Annotated in this window: 14 protein-coding genes; 9 read left to right on the top strand and 5 right to left on the bottom strand. The window is 50.8% G+C overall.

The features are described from left to right. Nucleotides 1-136 precede the first annotated feature (136 nt). Together DEV76_RS25890 and DEV76_RS08975 are read right to left on the bottom strand one after the other, a co-directional pair. Nucleotides 137-283: a hypothetical protein gene (locus tag DEV76_RS25890; RefSeq protein WP_157962793.1), complete on the bottom strand. Its 147-nt coding sequence runs from the start codon at nucleotides 281-283 to the stop codon at nucleotides 137-139. 70 nt (nucleotides 284-353) lie between these two features. Further along, nucleotides 354-1,961: a S41 family peptidase gene (locus tag DEV76_RS08975; protein WP_109697540.1), complete on the bottom strand. Its 1,608-nt coding sequence runs from the start codon at nucleotides 1,959-1,961 to the stop codon at nucleotides 354-356. A gap of 114 nt (nucleotides 1,962-2,075) precedes the next feature. Here DEV76_RS08975 and DEV76_RS08970 point away from each other — a divergent pair, with 114 nt between their 5' ends. From DEV76_RS08970 to DEV76_RS08935, 8 genes are all read left to right on the top strand, one after another. Then, complete coding sequence (locus DEV76_RS08970) at nucleotides 2,076-2,930, top strand: N-acetylglucosamine kinase (protein WP_109697538.1); 855 nt, start codon at nucleotides 2,076-2,078, stop codon at nucleotides 2,928-2,930. Between the two features lie 4 nt (nucleotides 2,931-2,934). Next, nucleotides 2,935-3,747, top strand: coding sequence for an N-acetylmuramic acid 6-phosphate etherase (gene murQ / locus DEV76_RS08965; protein WP_109697536.1), 813 nt, complete (start codon nucleotides 2,935-2,937; stop codon nucleotides 3,745-3,747). A 22-nt stretch (nucleotides 3,748-3,769) separates the two neighbouring features. Further along, complete coding sequence (locus DEV76_RS08960; protein WP_109697534.1) at nucleotides 3,770-4,333, top strand: hypothetical protein; 564 nt, start codon at nucleotides 3,770-3,772, stop codon at nucleotides 4,331-4,333. Nucleotides 4,334-4,437: 104 nt separating this feature from the next. Beyond that, nucleotides 4,438-5,124: a succinate dehydrogenase cytochrome b subunit gene (locus DEV76_RS08955; RefSeq protein ID WP_109697532.1), complete on the top strand. Its 687-nt coding sequence runs from the start codon at nucleotides 4,438-4,440 to the stop codon at nucleotides 5,122-5,124. Between the two features lie 11 nt (nucleotides 5,125-5,135). Continuing rightward, the gene (locus tag DEV76_RS08950; RefSeq protein WP_109697334.1) at nucleotides 5,136-7,109 is read left to right on the top strand and encodes a fumarate reductase/succinate dehydrogenase flavoprotein subunit; all 1,974 of its coding nucleotides are present in this window, start codon (nucleotides 5,136-5,138) and stop codon (nucleotides 7,107-7,109) included. Nucleotides 7,110-7,138: 29 nt separating this feature from the next. Next, a complete protein-coding gene (locus DEV76_RS08945; RefSeq protein WP_109697332.1) occupies nucleotides 7,139-7,882 on the top strand; it encodes a succinate dehydrogenase/fumarate reductase iron-sulfur subunit in 744 nt (247 codons plus the stop codon). Nucleotides 7,883-8,121: 239 nt separating this feature from the next. After that, the gene (locus tag DEV76_RS08940; protein WP_109697329.1) at nucleotides 8,122-9,510 is read left to right on the top strand and encodes a Gfo/Idh/MocA family protein; all 1,389 of its coding nucleotides are present in this window, start codon (nucleotides 8,122-8,124) and stop codon (nucleotides 9,508-9,510) included. 78 nt (nucleotides 9,511-9,588) lie between these two features. Further along, nucleotides 9,589-11,712, top strand: a complete 2,124-nt coding sequence (locus DEV76_RS08935; RefSeq protein ID WP_109697327.1) for a S9 family peptidase — start codon at nucleotides 9,589-9,591, stop codon at nucleotides 11,710-11,712. Between the two features lie 85 nt (nucleotides 11,713-11,797). On the opposite strand, the gene DEV76_RS08930 is transcribed toward DEV76_RS08935, so the two are convergent. Beyond that, the gene (locus DEV76_RS08930; RefSeq protein WP_109697325.1) at nucleotides 11,798-12,364 is read right to left on the bottom strand and encodes an HdeD family acid-resistance protein; all 567 of its coding nucleotides are present in this window, start codon (nucleotides 12,362-12,364) and stop codon (nucleotides 11,798-11,800) included. A gap of 138 nt (nucleotides 12,365-12,502) precedes the next feature. Here DEV76_RS08930 and DEV76_RS08925 point away from each other — a divergent pair, with 138 nt between their 5' ends. Further along, on the top strand, nucleotides 12,503-14,143 hold the full coding sequence (locus DEV76_RS08925; protein WP_109697727.1) for an ABC-F family ATP-binding cassette domain-containing protein: 1,641 nt from the start codon (nucleotides 12,503-12,505) through the stop codon (nucleotides 14,141-14,143). Nucleotides 14,144-14,237: 94 nt separating this feature from the next. On the opposite strand, the gene DEV76_RS08920 is transcribed toward DEV76_RS08925, so the two are convergent. Together DEV76_RS08920 and DEV76_RS08915 are read right to left on the bottom strand one after the other, a co-directional pair. After that, a complete protein-coding gene (locus tag DEV76_RS08920) occupies nucleotides 14,238-14,657 on the bottom strand; it encodes a response regulator (RefSeq protein WP_157962792.1) in 420 nt (139 codons plus the stop codon). A gap of 243 nt (nucleotides 14,658-14,900) precedes the next feature. Next, entirely contained in the window at nucleotides 14,901-15,863 is a 963-nt protein-coding gene (locus DEV76_RS08915) for a hypothetical protein (RefSeq protein WP_109697320.1), read from the bottom strand. Nucleotides 15,864-15,936 lie beyond the last annotated feature (73 nt).

The following is a 15,936-nucleotide window of genomic DNA, read 5'->3' as shown; positions in this document are numbered from 1 at the left end:
TAGCAACCACTACTCTGAGGATATAGTAAATCATGCATTGAAATTATAAAAAAGCCGGACAGGATACATCCTGCCCGGCTTATTAATTTATTTCAAAAAAGGTTACGCCTGCTTTGCAGATGGTTTGGAATGCAAACTAATAAACAGGATGCTTCCCGGTAAAGGCCGGCTGATTGCCGGTGCGAGCCGCATTATCCGGGGGTCCATATGGCCAGTGTTGTATTTTAAAGAGGATGCCGATGGTGCCGGTAAGCATGGAAAGGATGAACGATGCAATTTTCATGGGAGGGGTAGGGTATAGGTTAAAAGAAAAACTGCCAGTGCAATGATCGCACTGGCAGTTTGTTTATTCGTTATTTCATTTCCTGCAGCTCTTTCACTGCACGTTCTATCACAGGGTCGCCGGCGTTGGACACTTCATAGAAGCCCTCACTGCGCCAGCGCTGGCGGGCCAGCAGTGCTTTAATGCGTGTGCGGATCTCCTCATTGTCTTTCGCAGTGGCACGCGCCATATTCACCCCTTCTTCTGCAGCCAGCGTACGGAAGCCGGCCAGCATTTTATCACTTACCTGGAACTCGCGGTTAAACGCAGATGCATCTTTGTATCCGCTGAATTCTGATGCGTTGGCAGTGTAATATTGGTAAACATAATCACCGAATACGTTGCGGTTGTACAGCTCCGTGAGTACATCCGAATACCGGGTGGTATCAAAAGGAATGAACACATCTGGCATAATACCGCCGCCGCCATATACTACTTTACCACCGGGCGTTTTGAACTGCAGGCTGGAATCCACGGGGCGGATGCTGTCGCGGTTCAGGAACTCGCCATGGCTGTAGCGGTTGGCAATATCTTCTTCATAAGCCTCGCGGCCGTTTTCATAGCTCTTCTGGATGGAGCGGCCCGAAGGCAGATAATAACGGGCGATGGTAAGGCGGAGGGTAGCGCCGTTATCCAGCTCGAAAGGTTCCTGTACAAGGCCTTTACCGAAGGAGCGGCGTCCTACGATGATACCACGGTCCCAATCCTGCACGGCACCGGCCAGTACTTCACTGGCGGAGGCAGAACCTTCGTCGATGAGGATAGCCAGACTGCCTTTCTCAAACACGCCGGGGCGGGTGGTTTTGTAATCCTGCCGCGGGGAGTTTTTACCCTGCGTATATACGATCAGTTTACTGCCTTCCAGAACTTCATCGGCCAGGCGGGTGGCTGCATCGAGGAGGCCGCCGCCGTTCTGCCGGAGGTCTATCACCAGCTTTTGCATACCCAGCTTTTCCAGTTTACGGGAAGCTTCGAGGAATTCGGTGTAGGTGGTGGCAGCGAATTTGCTGATTTTGATATAGCCAACCCCGGGAGCGGTCATATAAGCGGCATCCACACTGTTCAGGGGGATCAAGCCGCGTTTGATGGTGATATCCACCTGTTTGGAACCGCGCAGCATTTTGGTTTTCACCGTAGAGTTGCGGGGGCCGCGGAGAAGCTTCCGGATGTCTTCAGCAGTAATATTCTTACCGGCAACGTTCACGGAGTCGTCTACTTTCAGGATCTTATCACCTGTCAGAACGCCCGCGGCGTCAGAAGGGCCGCCGGCTATTACGCTGAGGATGTTAACCGTGTCGCGGATGATGTTGAACTCCACCCCGATACCCTCGAAGTTACCGTCGAGGTCTTCATTTACCTCCTGCACGTCGGCCGGAGGGATGTATACAGAGTGGGGATCGAGGTGAGAGAGGAGGCCTTCTATAGCCTCTTCCTGGATGGAGGCCACATCCAGCGTATCTACGTAATTATATTTCAGGAGGTCGAGCACTTCCTGGAGGCTGCTCCTTCTGTTGAGGAAAAAACTGGCGGAATCGCTATTCCGGGCCGCTGGCATCTTGTGCCCGAGATACATGCCCAGCGCAAGTGCGAAGGCAAACATCAGGGGCAGCCAAACTTTTAGTCTTCTGTTGTCCGACATATGATTATTTAAAACGTTGAAGGGAATCCTCCCTTTTGTTTAACTTGTGACAAAAATAACATATTCACAAGCAAAACATCTACATCTCAATCTTAATTTCATAAACGAACGGATATGCCTTCGAAAGTAAAGCTGGTGGCGGATAGTGGGTCCACTAAAACGGAATGGTGCCTGACGGACGGTAAGCAGCGGCAGCATTGGCTGACGCAGGGCCTGAGCCCTTATTTCCTGACCAGTATCCAGATAGAAGAGCTGATCCGTGCGGAACTGCTGCCGCAGATGGGGGATGTGGTGCCTGACCAGGTTGCCTTTTACGGAACCGGATGCCTGGCCGAAAAGAACGTGAAACTCATGCACAAGGCCCTCCATGCCGTATGGCCCCATGCTAAAATTGAAGTTACCCACGACCTGATGGGGGCTGCCCGCGCCCTGTGTGGCCATGAACCGGGCATCGCCAGCATCCTGGGTACCGGCTCCAATTCCTGCTATTATAACGGCAAAGAGATCGAAAAGAACAACCCGGGCCTGGGATATGTACTGGGCGACGAGGGTTCCGGCGCCTACCTTGGCAAAAAGGTACTCCAATATTACCTGTACGAAACCTTCGACGGGGAACTGCGATACCGCTTTGACCAGAAATTTGGCGTTAATAAGGAAGATATCCTCGAAAACGTATACCGGAAGCCGCTCCCCAACCGTTTCCTCGCATCTTTCACCCCCTTCCTGGCTGAGAACCGCGGTCATTTTATGATCGAGAACATACTGGAAGACGGGCTAAACGAGTTTTTTTTCAATCACATCTATAAATACCGCGAAAGCTGGACCGTGCCCCTGCACTTTACCGGCAGCGTAGCCTTCCACTTCCGCGATGTGCTCGAAGCCCTCTGCAGCCTGTATGAGCTCCAGCTGGGCAGGGTGCTCCGCAATCCCATGGATGGATTGGCATTATATCACGAAGAACAAGATTAACCTTATGGCATTTACCAAAGTCACAGAACAACCGAGCAGTTACCGTCACCTGGAAACCATGACCATTCAGGAAGTGCTGACGAATATCAATAACGAAGACAAAACCGTTCCCCTGGCTGTAGAAAAGGCCATCCCCCAGATTTCGAAGCTAACCTCCGCCATCACTGATAAGATGCTGGCCGGCGGACGGCTCTTTTACATGGGTGCAGGCACCAGCGGCCGCCTCGGTATCCTCGACGCCTCAGAATGCCCGCCTACTTATGGTGTGCCCCAGGGGCTGGTGGTAGGGCTCATTGCCGGAGGCGACTCCGCCATCCGCCGTGCGGTTGAGAATGCGGAAGACGACAGGGAGCAGGGCTGGAAGGACCTTCAGCAGTTAAACATCTCTGATAAAGATGTTGTGGTGGGCATCGCTGCCAGCGGTACCACTCCATATGTAATAGGCGCCCTCAAAGCCTGCCGGGAAAACGGCATTATTACAGGCTCTATTTCCTGCAACCCCGGTTCTCCCGTATCGGAACATGCCGACTTCCCCGTGGAAGTAGTCGTAGGTCCCGAATTCGTGACCGGATCCACCCGTATGAAATCAGGCACGGCGCAGAAGCTGGTGCTCAATATGATCTCCACTACCGTCATGATACAGCTGGGCAGGGTGGAAGATAACAGGATGGTTAATATGCAGCTCAGTAATGAGAAGCTGGTAGACCGTGGTGTGAAAATGGTGATGGAGCAGCTGCAGCTCACTGATTATGAAGTGGCCAAAGGCCTTCTGCTGGAGCATGGCAGCGTCAAGCGTGCAGTTGAAAGCCGGAAATAAAAAAATTCTATAAATTGCCGGCATGCATGAGATAGAACCATTTTATAACTGGCGGCACCTGTATGCTGCGGAAGAAGATGAACAGTCCCCGTTCTATGGACGAGAGTATAGTGAGTTCGAATTTACCAACACGGTTTACAACTACTACATTCATCCACAGTGGGATGATTTTGGCGCGCCCAACCTTTACATGAAGATACTGTTCGCCGATTACCAGTTCAATTTCGCCATCATAGAACTGATAGGGGAGTGGAACGATGCGGTGGAGAACAACATCATGACACTCAAGCGGGATATCATAGATATACTTACCCGCGAGGGCATTTACAAATTCATACTTATTGGTGAGAACGTACTTAACTTCTATTCGTCTGACGACTGCTACTATGAAGAATGGTGGGAGGATATCCGGGACGAAGGGGGGTGGATTGTTCTCCTGAACCTGCCCCCACAAACGCGGGAGGAGTTCGAAAGTGCGCGCCTGGACAATTACGTGCATTTGCTGGATGAACCCAAATGGCGAACTTTTCTGCCGCAACACTTGTTTAATCTCGTGGATAACTGGATGATGCGCCGTCTCGAATAAGCATTTTTCGTGACATTTATCATTTGGTTTTAATTTTTCATGTTATAAATTTGCCCGACATTTCACTTATTTATTCATACTAAAGGAAGCTTAGAACGTATCTTATGAAATGGTCGCAATTCTTTTCAACCTCCATTGGTAAAAAACTGCTGGTGGGTGCAACTGGCTTTTTCCTGTGCACATTTTTGATCGTGCACCTGGCCGGTAACCTGTCGCTGATGAAAGACGACGGGGGACAGGCCTTTAATCTGTATGCGGATTTCATGGGGCACAACCCTCTGATCCAGACATTGGCCTGGGGCCTGAAGGTAGTGATACTCATCCACGCTTTCCTGGCTATTCAGCTTACCATCCGTAACCAGGCCGCCCGGCCGGTTAAATATGCCGTTAAGCCCGGCAATTCCACCTCCTCCTGGTACAGCCGTCAAATGGCGGTTATGGGCAGCATCCTCTTCATTTTCCTCGTGATCCACCTCGCCAATTTCTGGTGGGCTATGCACTATGGAGACATTCCTTCCAGCACTTACGACGGTAAGGAAGTAGGAGATCTTTACACGGTGGTATGGACTGCATTTGAGAACATCGGGCTTGTGGTGCTTTACATCGCAGGTATGATCGCACTGTCTTTCCACCTGATTCACGGCTTCAAAAGCGCGATGCAGACTTTCGGCTTTAACCATCCGAAGTACAACGGCATGATCAATTTCGTTGGTCTTTGGCTTTTCGGCATCATCATCCCCGTACTCTTCGCCGTGATCCCCGTGTACATTTACTATAAACAAATCGCATAAAGCAAGGATATATGTTGAACGCAAAAATTCCTGCAGGGCCGCTGGAAACCAAGTGGAGCAAGTATAAAAGCACTGTGCAGCTGGTAAACCCGGCCAATAAGCGCAAACTCGAGATCATTGTGGTAGGAACCGGTTTGGCCGGTGCCTCTGCAGCCGCATCTCTCGGTGAGCTCGGGTACAAAGTGAAAGTGTTCTGCTTCCAGGACAGTGCCCGCCGTGCGCACTCTATTGCCGCACAAGGTGGCATCAACGCAGCTAAAAACTACCAGAACGATGGTGACTCCGTTTACCGTCTTTTCTACGATACCGTAAAAGGTGGCGACTACCGTGCCCGTGAAGGCAACGTTTACCGCCTGTCTGAAGTAAGCGGCAGTATCATCGATCAGTGCGTGGCACAGGGTGTTCCCTTCGCCCGCGAATATGGCGGCCTGCTCAGCAACCGCTCTTTCGGTGGTACCCAGGTTCAGCGTACCTTCTACGCTGCAGGCCAAACCGGCCAGCAGCTCCTCCTCGGCGCCTACTCCGCACTGGAGCGCCAGGTAGCCCTCGGCAACGTGAAACAATACACCCGCCACGAAATGCTGGATGTAGTGAAGATCGACGGGAAGGCGCAGGGCATCATTGCCCGTAACCTCGTTTCCGGTAAGATCGAGCGCCACTTCGGCCACGCTGTCCTCATCTGCTCCGGCGGTTATGGCAACGTGTTCTTCCTGAGCACCAACGCCATGGGCTCCAACGTTACTGCAGCATGGAAAGCCCACAAAGCAGGCGCTTTCTTCGGTAACCCCTGCTTCACGCAGATCCACCCCACCTGTATCCCCGTTTCCGGCGATCACCAGTCTAAGCTCACCCTTATGTCTGAATCCCTCCGTAACGACGGCCGCATCTGGGTTCCCAAAAAGAAAAACGACGAACGTAAAGCCGTTGATATTCCTGAAGACGAGCGCGACTACTACCTGGAGCGCCGCTACCCCGCATTCGGTAACCTCGTTCCCCGTGACGTGGCCTCCCGCGCCGCCAAGGAAAGATGTGATGCCGGATATGGCGTAGGCACTTCCAAAATGGCCGTTTATCTCGACTATGCCGACGCGATCAAACGCTATGGCAAAATCGAAGCAGGTAAACGCGGTGAAGAAAACGTAGGAGAAGAAGAGATCATTAAAATGGGTAAAGCCGTAGTAGCAGAAAAATACGGTAACCTGTTCGATATGTACGCCAAGATCACCGGCGAGAATCCTTATGAAATGCCTATGCGCATTTACCCCGCCGTACACTATACAATGGGCGGCCTGTGGGTGGATTATGAGCTGATGACCACCGTAGAAGGCCTCTACGCCCTCGGTGAAGCTAACTTCTCCGACCACGGTGCTAACCGCCTCGGTGCCTCCGCGCTTATGCAGGGGCTGGCAGACGGCTACTTCGTGATCCCTTACACCATCGGTAACTACCTCGCGAAAGAGATCCATACCAAACCTATCCCCACCGACCACCCCGCCTTCGTAGAAGCGGAGAATAAAGTGAAGGAAACGCTGAACAAACTCATGAGCATCCAGGGCAAACACTCTGTGGACCATTTCCACAAAGCCCTCGGAAAAATCATGTGGGACAAATGCGGCATGGCGCGTAACGCAAAAGGCCTCGAAGAAGCGATTAAGGAAATTCAGGCACTCCGCGAAGAATTCTGGAAGGATGTGCGCATCCCCGGAAGCCAGGATGAAATGAACCCCGAACTGGAGAAAGCAGGCCGCGTGGCCGACTTCCTCGAACTGGGAGAACTCATGTGCCGCGATGCACTGCAACGCAATGAATCCTGCGGTGGTCACTTCCGTGAAGAATACCAGGATGCTGAAGGCGAAGCAAAACGCGACGACGAAAACTATGCTTTCGTAGCAGCTTGGGAATACAAAGGTCAAAGCAATTACGAACTGCATAAAGAGCCGCTGAACTTCGAGATCGTTAAACCGACTCAGCGTAGCTATAAATAAGTTTGATAAGGGATATAAAACTGCATATTATGAAGCTCACATTAAAAGTTTGGCGTCAGAAAAATAAACAGGATAAAGGCCAGTTCGAGACCTACCAGGTTTCGGATGTTTCGAAAGACATGTCTTTCCTGGAAATGTTCGACGTCCTGAATGAGCGTTTGATAAACGAAGGAAAAGAACCGATCGCATTCGACCACGATTGCCGCGAAGGCATCTGTGGCATGTGCTCCATGTATATTAACGGCCGTGCACATGGCCCGTGGGATCAAACCACTACCTGCCAGCTGCACATGCGCGCTTACAATGATGGCGACACCATCGTGGTAGAACCATGGCGTGCTTCCGCTTTCCCGGTGATCAAGGATCTGACGGTAGACCGTAATGCGTTCGACCGTATCATCCAGGCCGGTGGTTACATCTCCGTGAATACCGGTAATGCGGTAGACGCGAATGCCATCCCCATCGAGAAGCATGATGCAGACCTCGCGTTTGCCGCTGCAGCCTGTATTGGTTGCGGTGCCTGCGTAGCTGCCTGCAAAAACTCTTCTGCCATGCTCTTCACTTCCGCTAAGGTTTCCCAGCTGGCATTGCTGCCTCAGGGCCACCCCGAGCGCGCCACCCGTGCTGCGGATATGGTGATGCAGATGGATAAGGAAGGATTCGGTTCCTGCACCAATACCGGCGCCTGCGAAGCGGAATGCCCCAAAGGTATCTCCATCAGCAACATCGCCCGTATGAACCGTGAACTCTTCTCCGCAGGGTTCACCAAGTAAGATCGTATCATACTGACTATAAGGCAATTGCTAAGGCCGGCCTGGGGTATCATAACCCCGGCCGGCCTTATGCTTTTCATTTCCCGATTCCCTGCTTCAGGATTGCAGCGGCCTGCTGCACAGCCCCGTTCACCAAACGGATTGACCATTGATCATTTTATACAGCCGGATGCAGTGTAGTGGCGCCTCTTCGCAGCATCCGGCTTGCATTTTCTGCCTTGCTTCGTTATCTTGCCTTTATGTCAAACAATTCCCGTAGAAAATTCATCAGGCAGCTGGGCAGCACTGCCGCATTACTGGGAGCCGCTCCCCTGGCCGGTTTAGCAGCAGAACCCGGAAAAAGGGTTCTCCTCAATCCCGAAAAGCGCGTGAGCGCCAACGATAAAATCCGTATCGCCGGTATCGGTATGGGCATCATGGGCTTCGGTGACGTGTCCTGCGCACTCAAGGTTCCGGGTGTGGAACTGGTAGCCGTGGCAGACCTCTACGACGGCCACCTCGAAAAAGCCAAATCCACTTACGGCAAACATATCCAGACCACCCGCGACTACCGCGAGATACTGGAACGTAAAGATGTGGATGCCGTAATAATTGCCACTCCAGACCACTGGCACGATACCCAGGCCATTGCAGCACTGCAGAAAGGTAAAGCCGTGTATTGCGAAAAGCCCATGACGCAGCAGATAGAGGAAGGACATAAAGTGATTGCTGCCGTAGAGCGCACCAAAGGCATCCTGCAGGTAGGCAGCCAGCGTGTGAGCAGCGTAGCCATGGCCGAAGCAAAGCGCCGCTACCAGGCGGGCGATATTGGCAGGCTCAACCTCGTAGAAGCGAAGATAGACCGCCACAGCGCACTCGGTGCCTGGCAGTATTCCATACCCACCGATGCATCTCCTAAAACGATCGATTGGGATACCTTCCTGAAAGACACGCCCAAGATGCCCTTCGACCCGGTACGCTTCTTCCGCTGGAGAAACTACCAGGCTTTCGGCACCGGCGTTCCCGGTGATCTCTTCGTACACCTCATTACCGGTCTCCACTTCATTACCGGCTCCAAAGGCCCTAACAGGATCTTTGCCAGTGGTAACCTTGTTCAGTGGCAGGACGGGCGCGATGTGCCTGATCTGATGGTAGCCATCTTCGAATATCCCGAAACGCCCGAACACCCGGCCTTCCAGATGCAGCTGCGCGTGAATTTCGCAGACGGCGGCGGGGGAGGGGAATACACCCGCCTCATTGGCACAGAAGGCGTTATGGAAATGGGCTGGAACGATTTCACCATCAAGCAGCACAAACTGCCCAAAGCACCCGGTTATGGCGGATGGGACACTTATAACACTTTCACCAAATCGGAGCAGGAAGCGTTCGTAAAGGATTACATGTCTAAGTACAGTGAAGCCGACCGTAAACAGCTCAAAGCAGAAGAAATCAAGTACCACGCACCGGCTGGGTACGACGACCGGTACGACCACTTCGTGAACTTCTTCGACTCCATCCGTACCGGAAAACCGGTGGTGGAAGATGCCGCTTTTGGCTTACGTGCTGCTGGCCCGGCCCTGGCGGTTAACGAAAGCTACTTCAAAAAGAAACTGATCGAGTGGGATCCCATTAAAATGAAAATCAAATAATTTCCGATAGCCGGGGCCCAGGTGGCCCCGGTTTTATTTCCAGCTTTTCCTTACATTCAGGTATCCTAAAACTCTCATATGCGACTACAGCCCCTAACCGTATGCGCTGCCGTGATGCTGTCGGCCTGCGCTCAAAAAGATAAAAAAATGGAAAAAGTGAATGTGCCTGCACCTGTTGCGGAGAAAATTAAACATGAAATGTCGATTCACGGGGATACCCGGAACGATGAATACTACTGGCTTAACGAACGCGAGAACCCGAAGGTGATCGCTTATCTCGAAGCAGAAAACAAATACACAGACACGATGCTCTCGCCGGTGAAAGACCTCCGCGAAAAGCTGTTCACCGAAATGAAGAGCCGCATCAAGGAAAAAGATGAAACGGCTCCCGTAACTGAAAACGGTTACCTCTATTACATCCGTTACGAAGAAGGGAAGGAATACCCGCTGCTATGCCGCAAGAAAGGAGCGGAAACAGCTCCCGAAGAAGTATATCTCAATGTGAATGACCTGGCTTCAGGGCATGAGTATTTCCAGTTGGGTAGTGCAGACGTTAGTCCGGATAACAAACTGCTCGTTTACGCGCAGGATACCGTGAGCCGCCGCCTCTACAACCTCCGTATCAAGAACATGGAAACCGGGGAACTCTACCCTGAAACCATCACCAATGCAGACACTGAAGTAGCCTGGGCCAAAGACAATAAAACCTTCTTCTACGGCAAAAAGAATGATACCACTCTCAGAACGGAAAGGATTTTCAGGCATGTGCTGGGGACCGACCCCGCGAAGGACGTGGAGATCTTTTACGAGAAAGATGATACCTACTCCACCTGGGTGGGCCGCACCCGCTCGCGCGACTTTATTTATATCGGCAGCGAAAGCACTCTCTCTTCGGAATACCGGGTACTGGAAGCCGCTAAACCCGATGGCGCTTTCCGTGTGATACAGCCCCGCCAGAAGGATCTGCTGTATAGTATCGATCACCGTGGAGATAAGTTTTATGTGCGTACCAACCTTGATGCGAAGAACTTCCGGCTGATGGAAACCCCCATCGGTAAAACCACGAAGGATAACTGGAAAGAAGTAATCCCTCACCGTCCGGATGTTTTGCTGCAGGGCTTTACCCTGTTCAATAACTTCATCGTTCTCAGCGAAAGAAAGAACGGGCTGTCGCAATTACGCATCATGCCCGAAGGCGGACAGGAGCATTACCTCGACTTTGGCGAACCTGCCTATGTTGCCTCCGTGATCTCTAACCCAGAGCTGGATACCAAGATTGTCCGTTATAGCTACACCTCCCTCACCACGCCTAATTCCGTGTACGAATACAACATGGAAACCAAGGAGAAAACCCTGCGCAAACAGCAGGAGGTGATCGGAGGATATGATCCCAAAGAATATGTAACGGAAAGATTGTTTGCCACGGCAGACGATGGTACCCGCGTACCCATTTCCCTTGTGTATAAGAAAGGCTTCGAAAAGAACGGTAAGCAGCCGCTGTTACTGTATGGTTACGGCTCGTATGGCGCCAGCATGGAGCCCACTTTCAGCTCTAACCGCATCAGCCTGCTCGACCGTGGTTTCTGCTACGCCATCGCACATATCCGTGGCGGACAGGAGCTGGGCCGGCAATGGTATGAAGATGGAAAGATGTTTAAGAAGAAGAACACTTTTACCGACTTCATCGACTGTGCGGAGTTCCTCATTGAAAACAAGTTCACAGATACATCGCACCTCTTTGCACTGGGCGGTTCTGCCGGCGGGCTCCTGATGGGCGCTGTCGTAAACATGCGTCCGGAGCTCTGGAAAGGCGTGATTGCCGCAGTGCCTTTTGTGGACGTGGTAACTACCATGCTGGATGAAAGCATTCCGCTGACAACCGGTGAGTTCGATGAATGGGGTAATCCCAAGAACAAGGATTCTTACGATTACATGAAATCCTATTCACCCTACGATAATGTGGAGGCCAAAGTATATCCCAATATGCTGGTTACTACCGGCCTGCACGATTCTCAGGTACAGTATTTCGAACCGGCCAAATGGGTGGCTAAATTGCGGGAACTGAAGAAGGGAGATAATCTCCTGCTGATGGAAACCAATATGGAAGCAGGTCATGGCGGAGCCAGCGGAAGGTTTAAAGCACTGAAGGACGTTGCGCTTCAATACGCATTCATGTTCTACCTGCTGGGCATCGATAAGTAAAAACTAACTGGAAACTAATAACGAAGGGCCACCCGGAAGGGCGGCCCTTGTTTATTTAACCAAAACATTAGATCGGATACAGCCATCAGGCATGTTTTTGATGATGACCTTCAAAGCTTTTATGCACTTTCCGGAGACGGAAGCCTACAGAAAGCAGGAAGATGCCCAGTAAGAGAGCGTAGAAACCAAGATACCAGGCGAGTACTACCACGCCGGCCAGCGGCTGCATGAAAATGAGTATGCCGAATACCACAGACAGTATCCCTGCCAGTATAAGCATCCATTCGCCGGTGATTTCCTTCCGGAGGCGGATGGCTACGATGATTTCCAGCAGCCCCGTTACAACGGCCCAGATGGCCACCAGCGTTACAAGGAATACGGCTGTTACGCCGGGCATGAACAGCATAATACCCCCGGCAATGATACCCATGAGGCCTATCAGCAGGAACGTCCACCAGCTTTCATCCTTTTTCATGATCTGGAAACCATGAATAATGGAAAATATGCCATCTACAAGGAAATAGGCTCCCAGGAAGATAACAAGTACAGAGAGGGTGAGGGCGGGCCAGAGGAAAGCAAGGATGGCAAAAACTATGGCCATCACACCCCGGAAAACCACAAGGCCCCAGTATTTGGACAGTTCATGGATCATGGTAATAAAATTTGATTGTTATTGATAACAATACATATCCCTAAAATGTTCAATAACCGCATGTTGGAAAGGATGTTGCGGGCATGGACATATGCCCGGGATTTCGTATCTTTGCGGCTTCAAATTATTCAGCCAGGTATGATCAGTGTTAAAAATGTCACGCTTTCTTTCGGCAAAAGGGTTTTGTTCGATGAAGTGAATATCAACTTTACGAAGGGCAATTGCTATGGAGTGATCGGCGCCAACGGGGCCGGTAAATCCACTTTCCTTAAAATCCTGTCCGGTGAAATTGAGCCGAACAAGGGTTCTGTGGAAATTACCCCGGGCGAACGCATGTCCGTCCTCAAACAGAACCACTACGAGTTCGATGAGGTTACGGTACTGAACGCTGTGCTCATGGGCAACAAAAAGCTCTGGGACATTGCGCATGAGCGCGACACGATCTACGCTAAGGAAGATTTCACCGAAGAAGACGGTATGCGTGCAGGTGAGCTGGAAGCAGAATACGGTGAGATGGGTGGATATACCGCCGAAAGCGATGCCGGTGTGCTCCTGGGCGACCTGGGCGTGAAAGAAGAACTGCATCAAACCCTGATGAAAGACCTGAGCGGTTCCCTCAAAGTACGCGTACTGCTTGCACAGGCCATCTTCGGTAACCCCGACATCCTGCTGCTTGACGAACCTACGAACCACCTTGACGTTGAAACCATCGGGTGGCTCGAGAACTTCCTGGCCGATTATGAAAACATCGTGATCGTTGTGAGCCACGACCGTCACTTCCTCGACGCCGTTTGTACACACGTGGCCGACGTAGACCGCGCCAAGATCAAGATCTTCACCGGTAACTACTCTTTCTGGTACGAATCCAGCCAGCTGATCGCCCGCCAGATCTCCGATAAGAACAAGAAAATGGAAGATAAGCGTAAAGACCTCCTGGACTTTATCGCCCGCTTCTCCGCCAACGCCTCCAAATCCAAACAGGCTACTTCCCGTAAGAAAGCCCTCGATAAACTGGTGATCGAAGACATCGAGCCTTCCAGCCGTAAATACCCTGGTATCATCTTCAAACAACTGCGCGAAGTTGGTAACCAGATCCTGAACGTGGAGAAACTGGAGAAAACAGTGGATGGCCGTAAGATTTTCAGCGATGTAACCTTCTCTGTGAATAAAGGCGATAAAATCGCTTTCCTTTCCAAAGACCACCTGGCACTCAGCACTTTCTTCGATATCATCAACGGCGACCAGCAGGCCGACAGCGGAAAGCTCGAATGGGGTACCACCGTTACCAAAGCTTATCTGCCCGACGATAACGCCGCTTTCTTCAAAAGCGACTATAACCTGCTCGACTGGCTCCGCCAGTATGTGCCTGCGCACGTAACCGATGTGGATGAGCCTTTCCTCCGTGGTTTCCTCGGCAGAATGCTCTTCTCCGGTGATGAGATTATGAAGAAAACCACAGTACTCTCCGGTGGTGAAAAAGTACGTTGCATGGTGAGCCGTATGATGCTCCAGGATCCTAACGTGGTGATCCTCGATGAACCTACCAACCACCTCGACCTCGAATCCATCCAGTCTTTCAACGAAAGCATGAAGGATTTCAAGGGTATTGTACTGTTTACCACGCATGACCATACGTTCATGCAATCCGTGGCTACCCGTATCATCGAAATCACGCCCGCAGGCATTATCGACCGTCTCAGCACCTTCGATGAATACCTGGCAGATGAGCGTGTGAGAAACCTCCGTGCCGAAATGTACGGTGAGGCGGTAAGCGCATAACCGAAACAAGACTTACAACTACTGAAAATAAAAAGAGCGGATATTATCCGCTCTTTTTTATGGGTTACTTTTTTGGGTATTAGCTCTCTGCTACTCAGAGATATTCTTCGATTACTTTCATTTTGTGTTTGTCGAGCGGCTTTGTGATATAAGCCATCAGCTCCGGTGTTCTCTCCACTTTTTCCATATCCTGGATGTTCATGGAGGAGGAACACATTATAATGGGCACATCCTGCGTAAGCTTGCTTTTCAGCTTCCGGAAGGCCTCTATGAAATCCCACCCGTTCATCCGCTGCATATTCATATCGAGAATGATCAGGCAGGGGAGGTGGCGGGCGGCAAAATCGTTCAGATCCTCAATGGCGTCTTCCGCTGAAAGAAAGGAATTCACCCTAACATCCCATCCCTGTAAACCAAACATCTTCTTCACAATAAAGTGGAAAATCTCATCATCGTCGATTACATAAACTACTTTATTCTGTGCCATGTCAATAATATTATCGAATTGCTTCATATAATTTCGTTTACTATCTGCAATTCCCATTTCCGTTAGCATAGGTATTTACCGTATTGGGCCACACAAGCCGGGTTTTCATCAAAAGCCGTTTCGTAATTTCACCGCAAAGAAAGTTAATTTATTTTTAATATTAATATTTTTTAACCTTCAATAACCAATCTTTAACAAAGGGATGGAAAAAAGAAAGGGTATGACCGGAGCCATACCCTTTTACTATGAATGTTGGATTGTATATCCTGATTAATTGAACAGGCCGCCTTTTTTCAGGCTTACTTTGCCATTACCGATACGGAAGCCGTCCTGGTAAATTTCCACGCTGTAATCGCCTGGTTTGAAGTCAGAATTCTGTTTCCAGTCCATGCTCACGGGAGTGATGCCGCCAGACTGGTAAGAAACGGTTTTCTTAACGGTGTAGAGCTTCTCGGTACCGTCTTCCAGTGTGAAGCGGCCGCTGCCGAGGGCTTCTACTGCGAGGGGAGAACCATCGGGCGCTGTAATAGCCACGTAGATCTCTTTGTCGCCGGTGGTAGCGATACGGTTATCCAGGTCGAAGGATACACGCATCATATCAGCACGTTTGGCTTTGGTGGTTACTTCTTCCTTACCATTCTTACGCAGGTTTATGGGCGACAGTTTGATATTGGAAGCATGCAGTACAGATCCGAGATCTACACGTTTGCCGAGGCTGTCTTTCACAGTGGTTACAGAGTCGCGCTCTTTGCGGGCGTAATCACGTTCACCTGCCAGTACGATCTTCTCACCTTCAAGGCGCTCGATCGTTTGCACATAACCTTCGGTTTTGGATTTCAGCTCTTCAATAAGCCTGCGGGCTTCTGCCAGCTGGGCTGAAGTAGCGTTCTTGTTGCTGAGGATGCTGGTAATACGGCCTTTCATATCCGCAATTTCTTTATCCTTGCTTTTCACCAGGCTGTCCATCCGGCTGTTCTGAGAGATCAGATCGTCCAGGCGGGCGGATGCAGCTTCATATTCGGATTGAATCTGATTCCGGGATTCTGTCAGCGTATCAAGTTGATTTTCTTTAGTGGCTATCTCCCGGCTGGTTTGGCTCTTGTCATAATACATGTAACCCCAGGTACCCACGAGGGCTGCGATGAGGATGCCATATATCAGGCCGTTCTTACTGCTTTTCGGTTTTTCAGGCCCGGGATTGGGCGTACCAGCGTTAAAGGTGTTTTCCGCCATAATGATTGATGTTTTGTTAAGTTGATTGTTGTTATATGGGTAAAATTTTTCCCTCGAAATTGAAACGTTAAAA

The organism is Chitinophaga deserti (genome assembly GCF_003149455.1).
Lineage (GTDB): Bacteria > Bacteroidota > Bacteroidia > Chitinophagales > Chitinophagaceae > Chitinophaga > Chitinophaga deserti.
Note: the sequence above shows the minus strand (reverse complement) of the source record. Positions and strands in the feature narration are given on the sequence as shown.

Excerpts from the sequence above, each read along its gene's own strand:
- DEV76_RS08920 (WP_157962792.1), bottom strand. The coding sequence starts at position 14,657 with ATGAAGCAATTCGATAATATTATTGACATGGCACAGAATAAAGTAGTT.
- DEV76_RS08950 (WP_109697334.1), top strand. The coding sequence starts at position 5,136 with ATGTTGAACGCAAAAATTCCTGCAGGGCCGCTGGAAACCAAGTGGAGC.
- DEV76_RS08925 (WP_109697727.1), top strand. The coding sequence starts at position 12,503 with ATGATCAGTGTTAAAAATGTCACGCTTTCTTTCGGCAAAAGGGTTTTG.
- DEV76_RS08970 (WP_109697538.1), top strand. The coding sequence starts at position 2,076 with ATGCCTTCGAAAGTAAAGCTGGTGGCGGATAGTGGGTCCACTAAAACG.
- DEV76_RS08975 (WP_109697540.1), bottom strand. The coding sequence starts at position 1,961 with ATGTCGGACAACAGAAGACTAAAAGTTTGGCTGCCCCTGATGTTTGCC.
- DEV76_RS08930 (WP_109697325.1), bottom strand. The coding sequence starts at position 12,364 with ATGATCCATGAACTGTCCAAATACTGGGGCCTTGTGGTTTTCCGGGGT.
- DEV76_RS08940 (WP_109697329.1), top strand. The coding sequence starts at position 8,122 with ATGTCAAACAATTCCCGTAGAAAATTCATCAGGCAGCTGGGCAGCACT.
- DEV76_RS08915 (WP_109697320.1), bottom strand. The coding sequence starts at position 15,863 with ATGGCGGAAAACACCTTTAACGCTGGTACGCCCAATCCCGGGCCTGAA.
- DEV76_RS08935 (WP_109697327.1), top strand. The coding sequence starts at position 9,589 with ATGCGACTACAGCCCCTAACCGTATGCGCTGCCGTGATGCTGTCGGCC.
- DEV76_RS08960 (WP_109697534.1), top strand. The coding sequence starts at position 3,770 with ATGCATGAGATAGAACCATTTTATAACTGGCGGCACCTGTATGCTGCG.
- DEV76_RS08955 (WP_109697532.1), top strand. The coding sequence starts at position 4,438 with ATGAAATGGTCGCAATTCTTTTCAACCTCCATTGGTAAAAAACTGCTG.
- DEV76_RS08945 (WP_109697332.1), top strand. The coding sequence starts at position 7,139 with ATGAAGCTCACATTAAAAGTTTGGCGTCAGAAAAATAAACAGGATAAA.
- DEV76_RS25890 (WP_157962793.1), bottom strand. The coding sequence starts at position 283 with ATGAAAATTGCATCGTTCATCCTTTCCATGCTTACCGGCACCATCGGC.
- murQ (WP_109697536.1), top strand. The coding sequence starts at position 2,935 with ATGGCATTTACCAAAGTCACAGAACAACCGAGCAGTTACCGTCACCTG.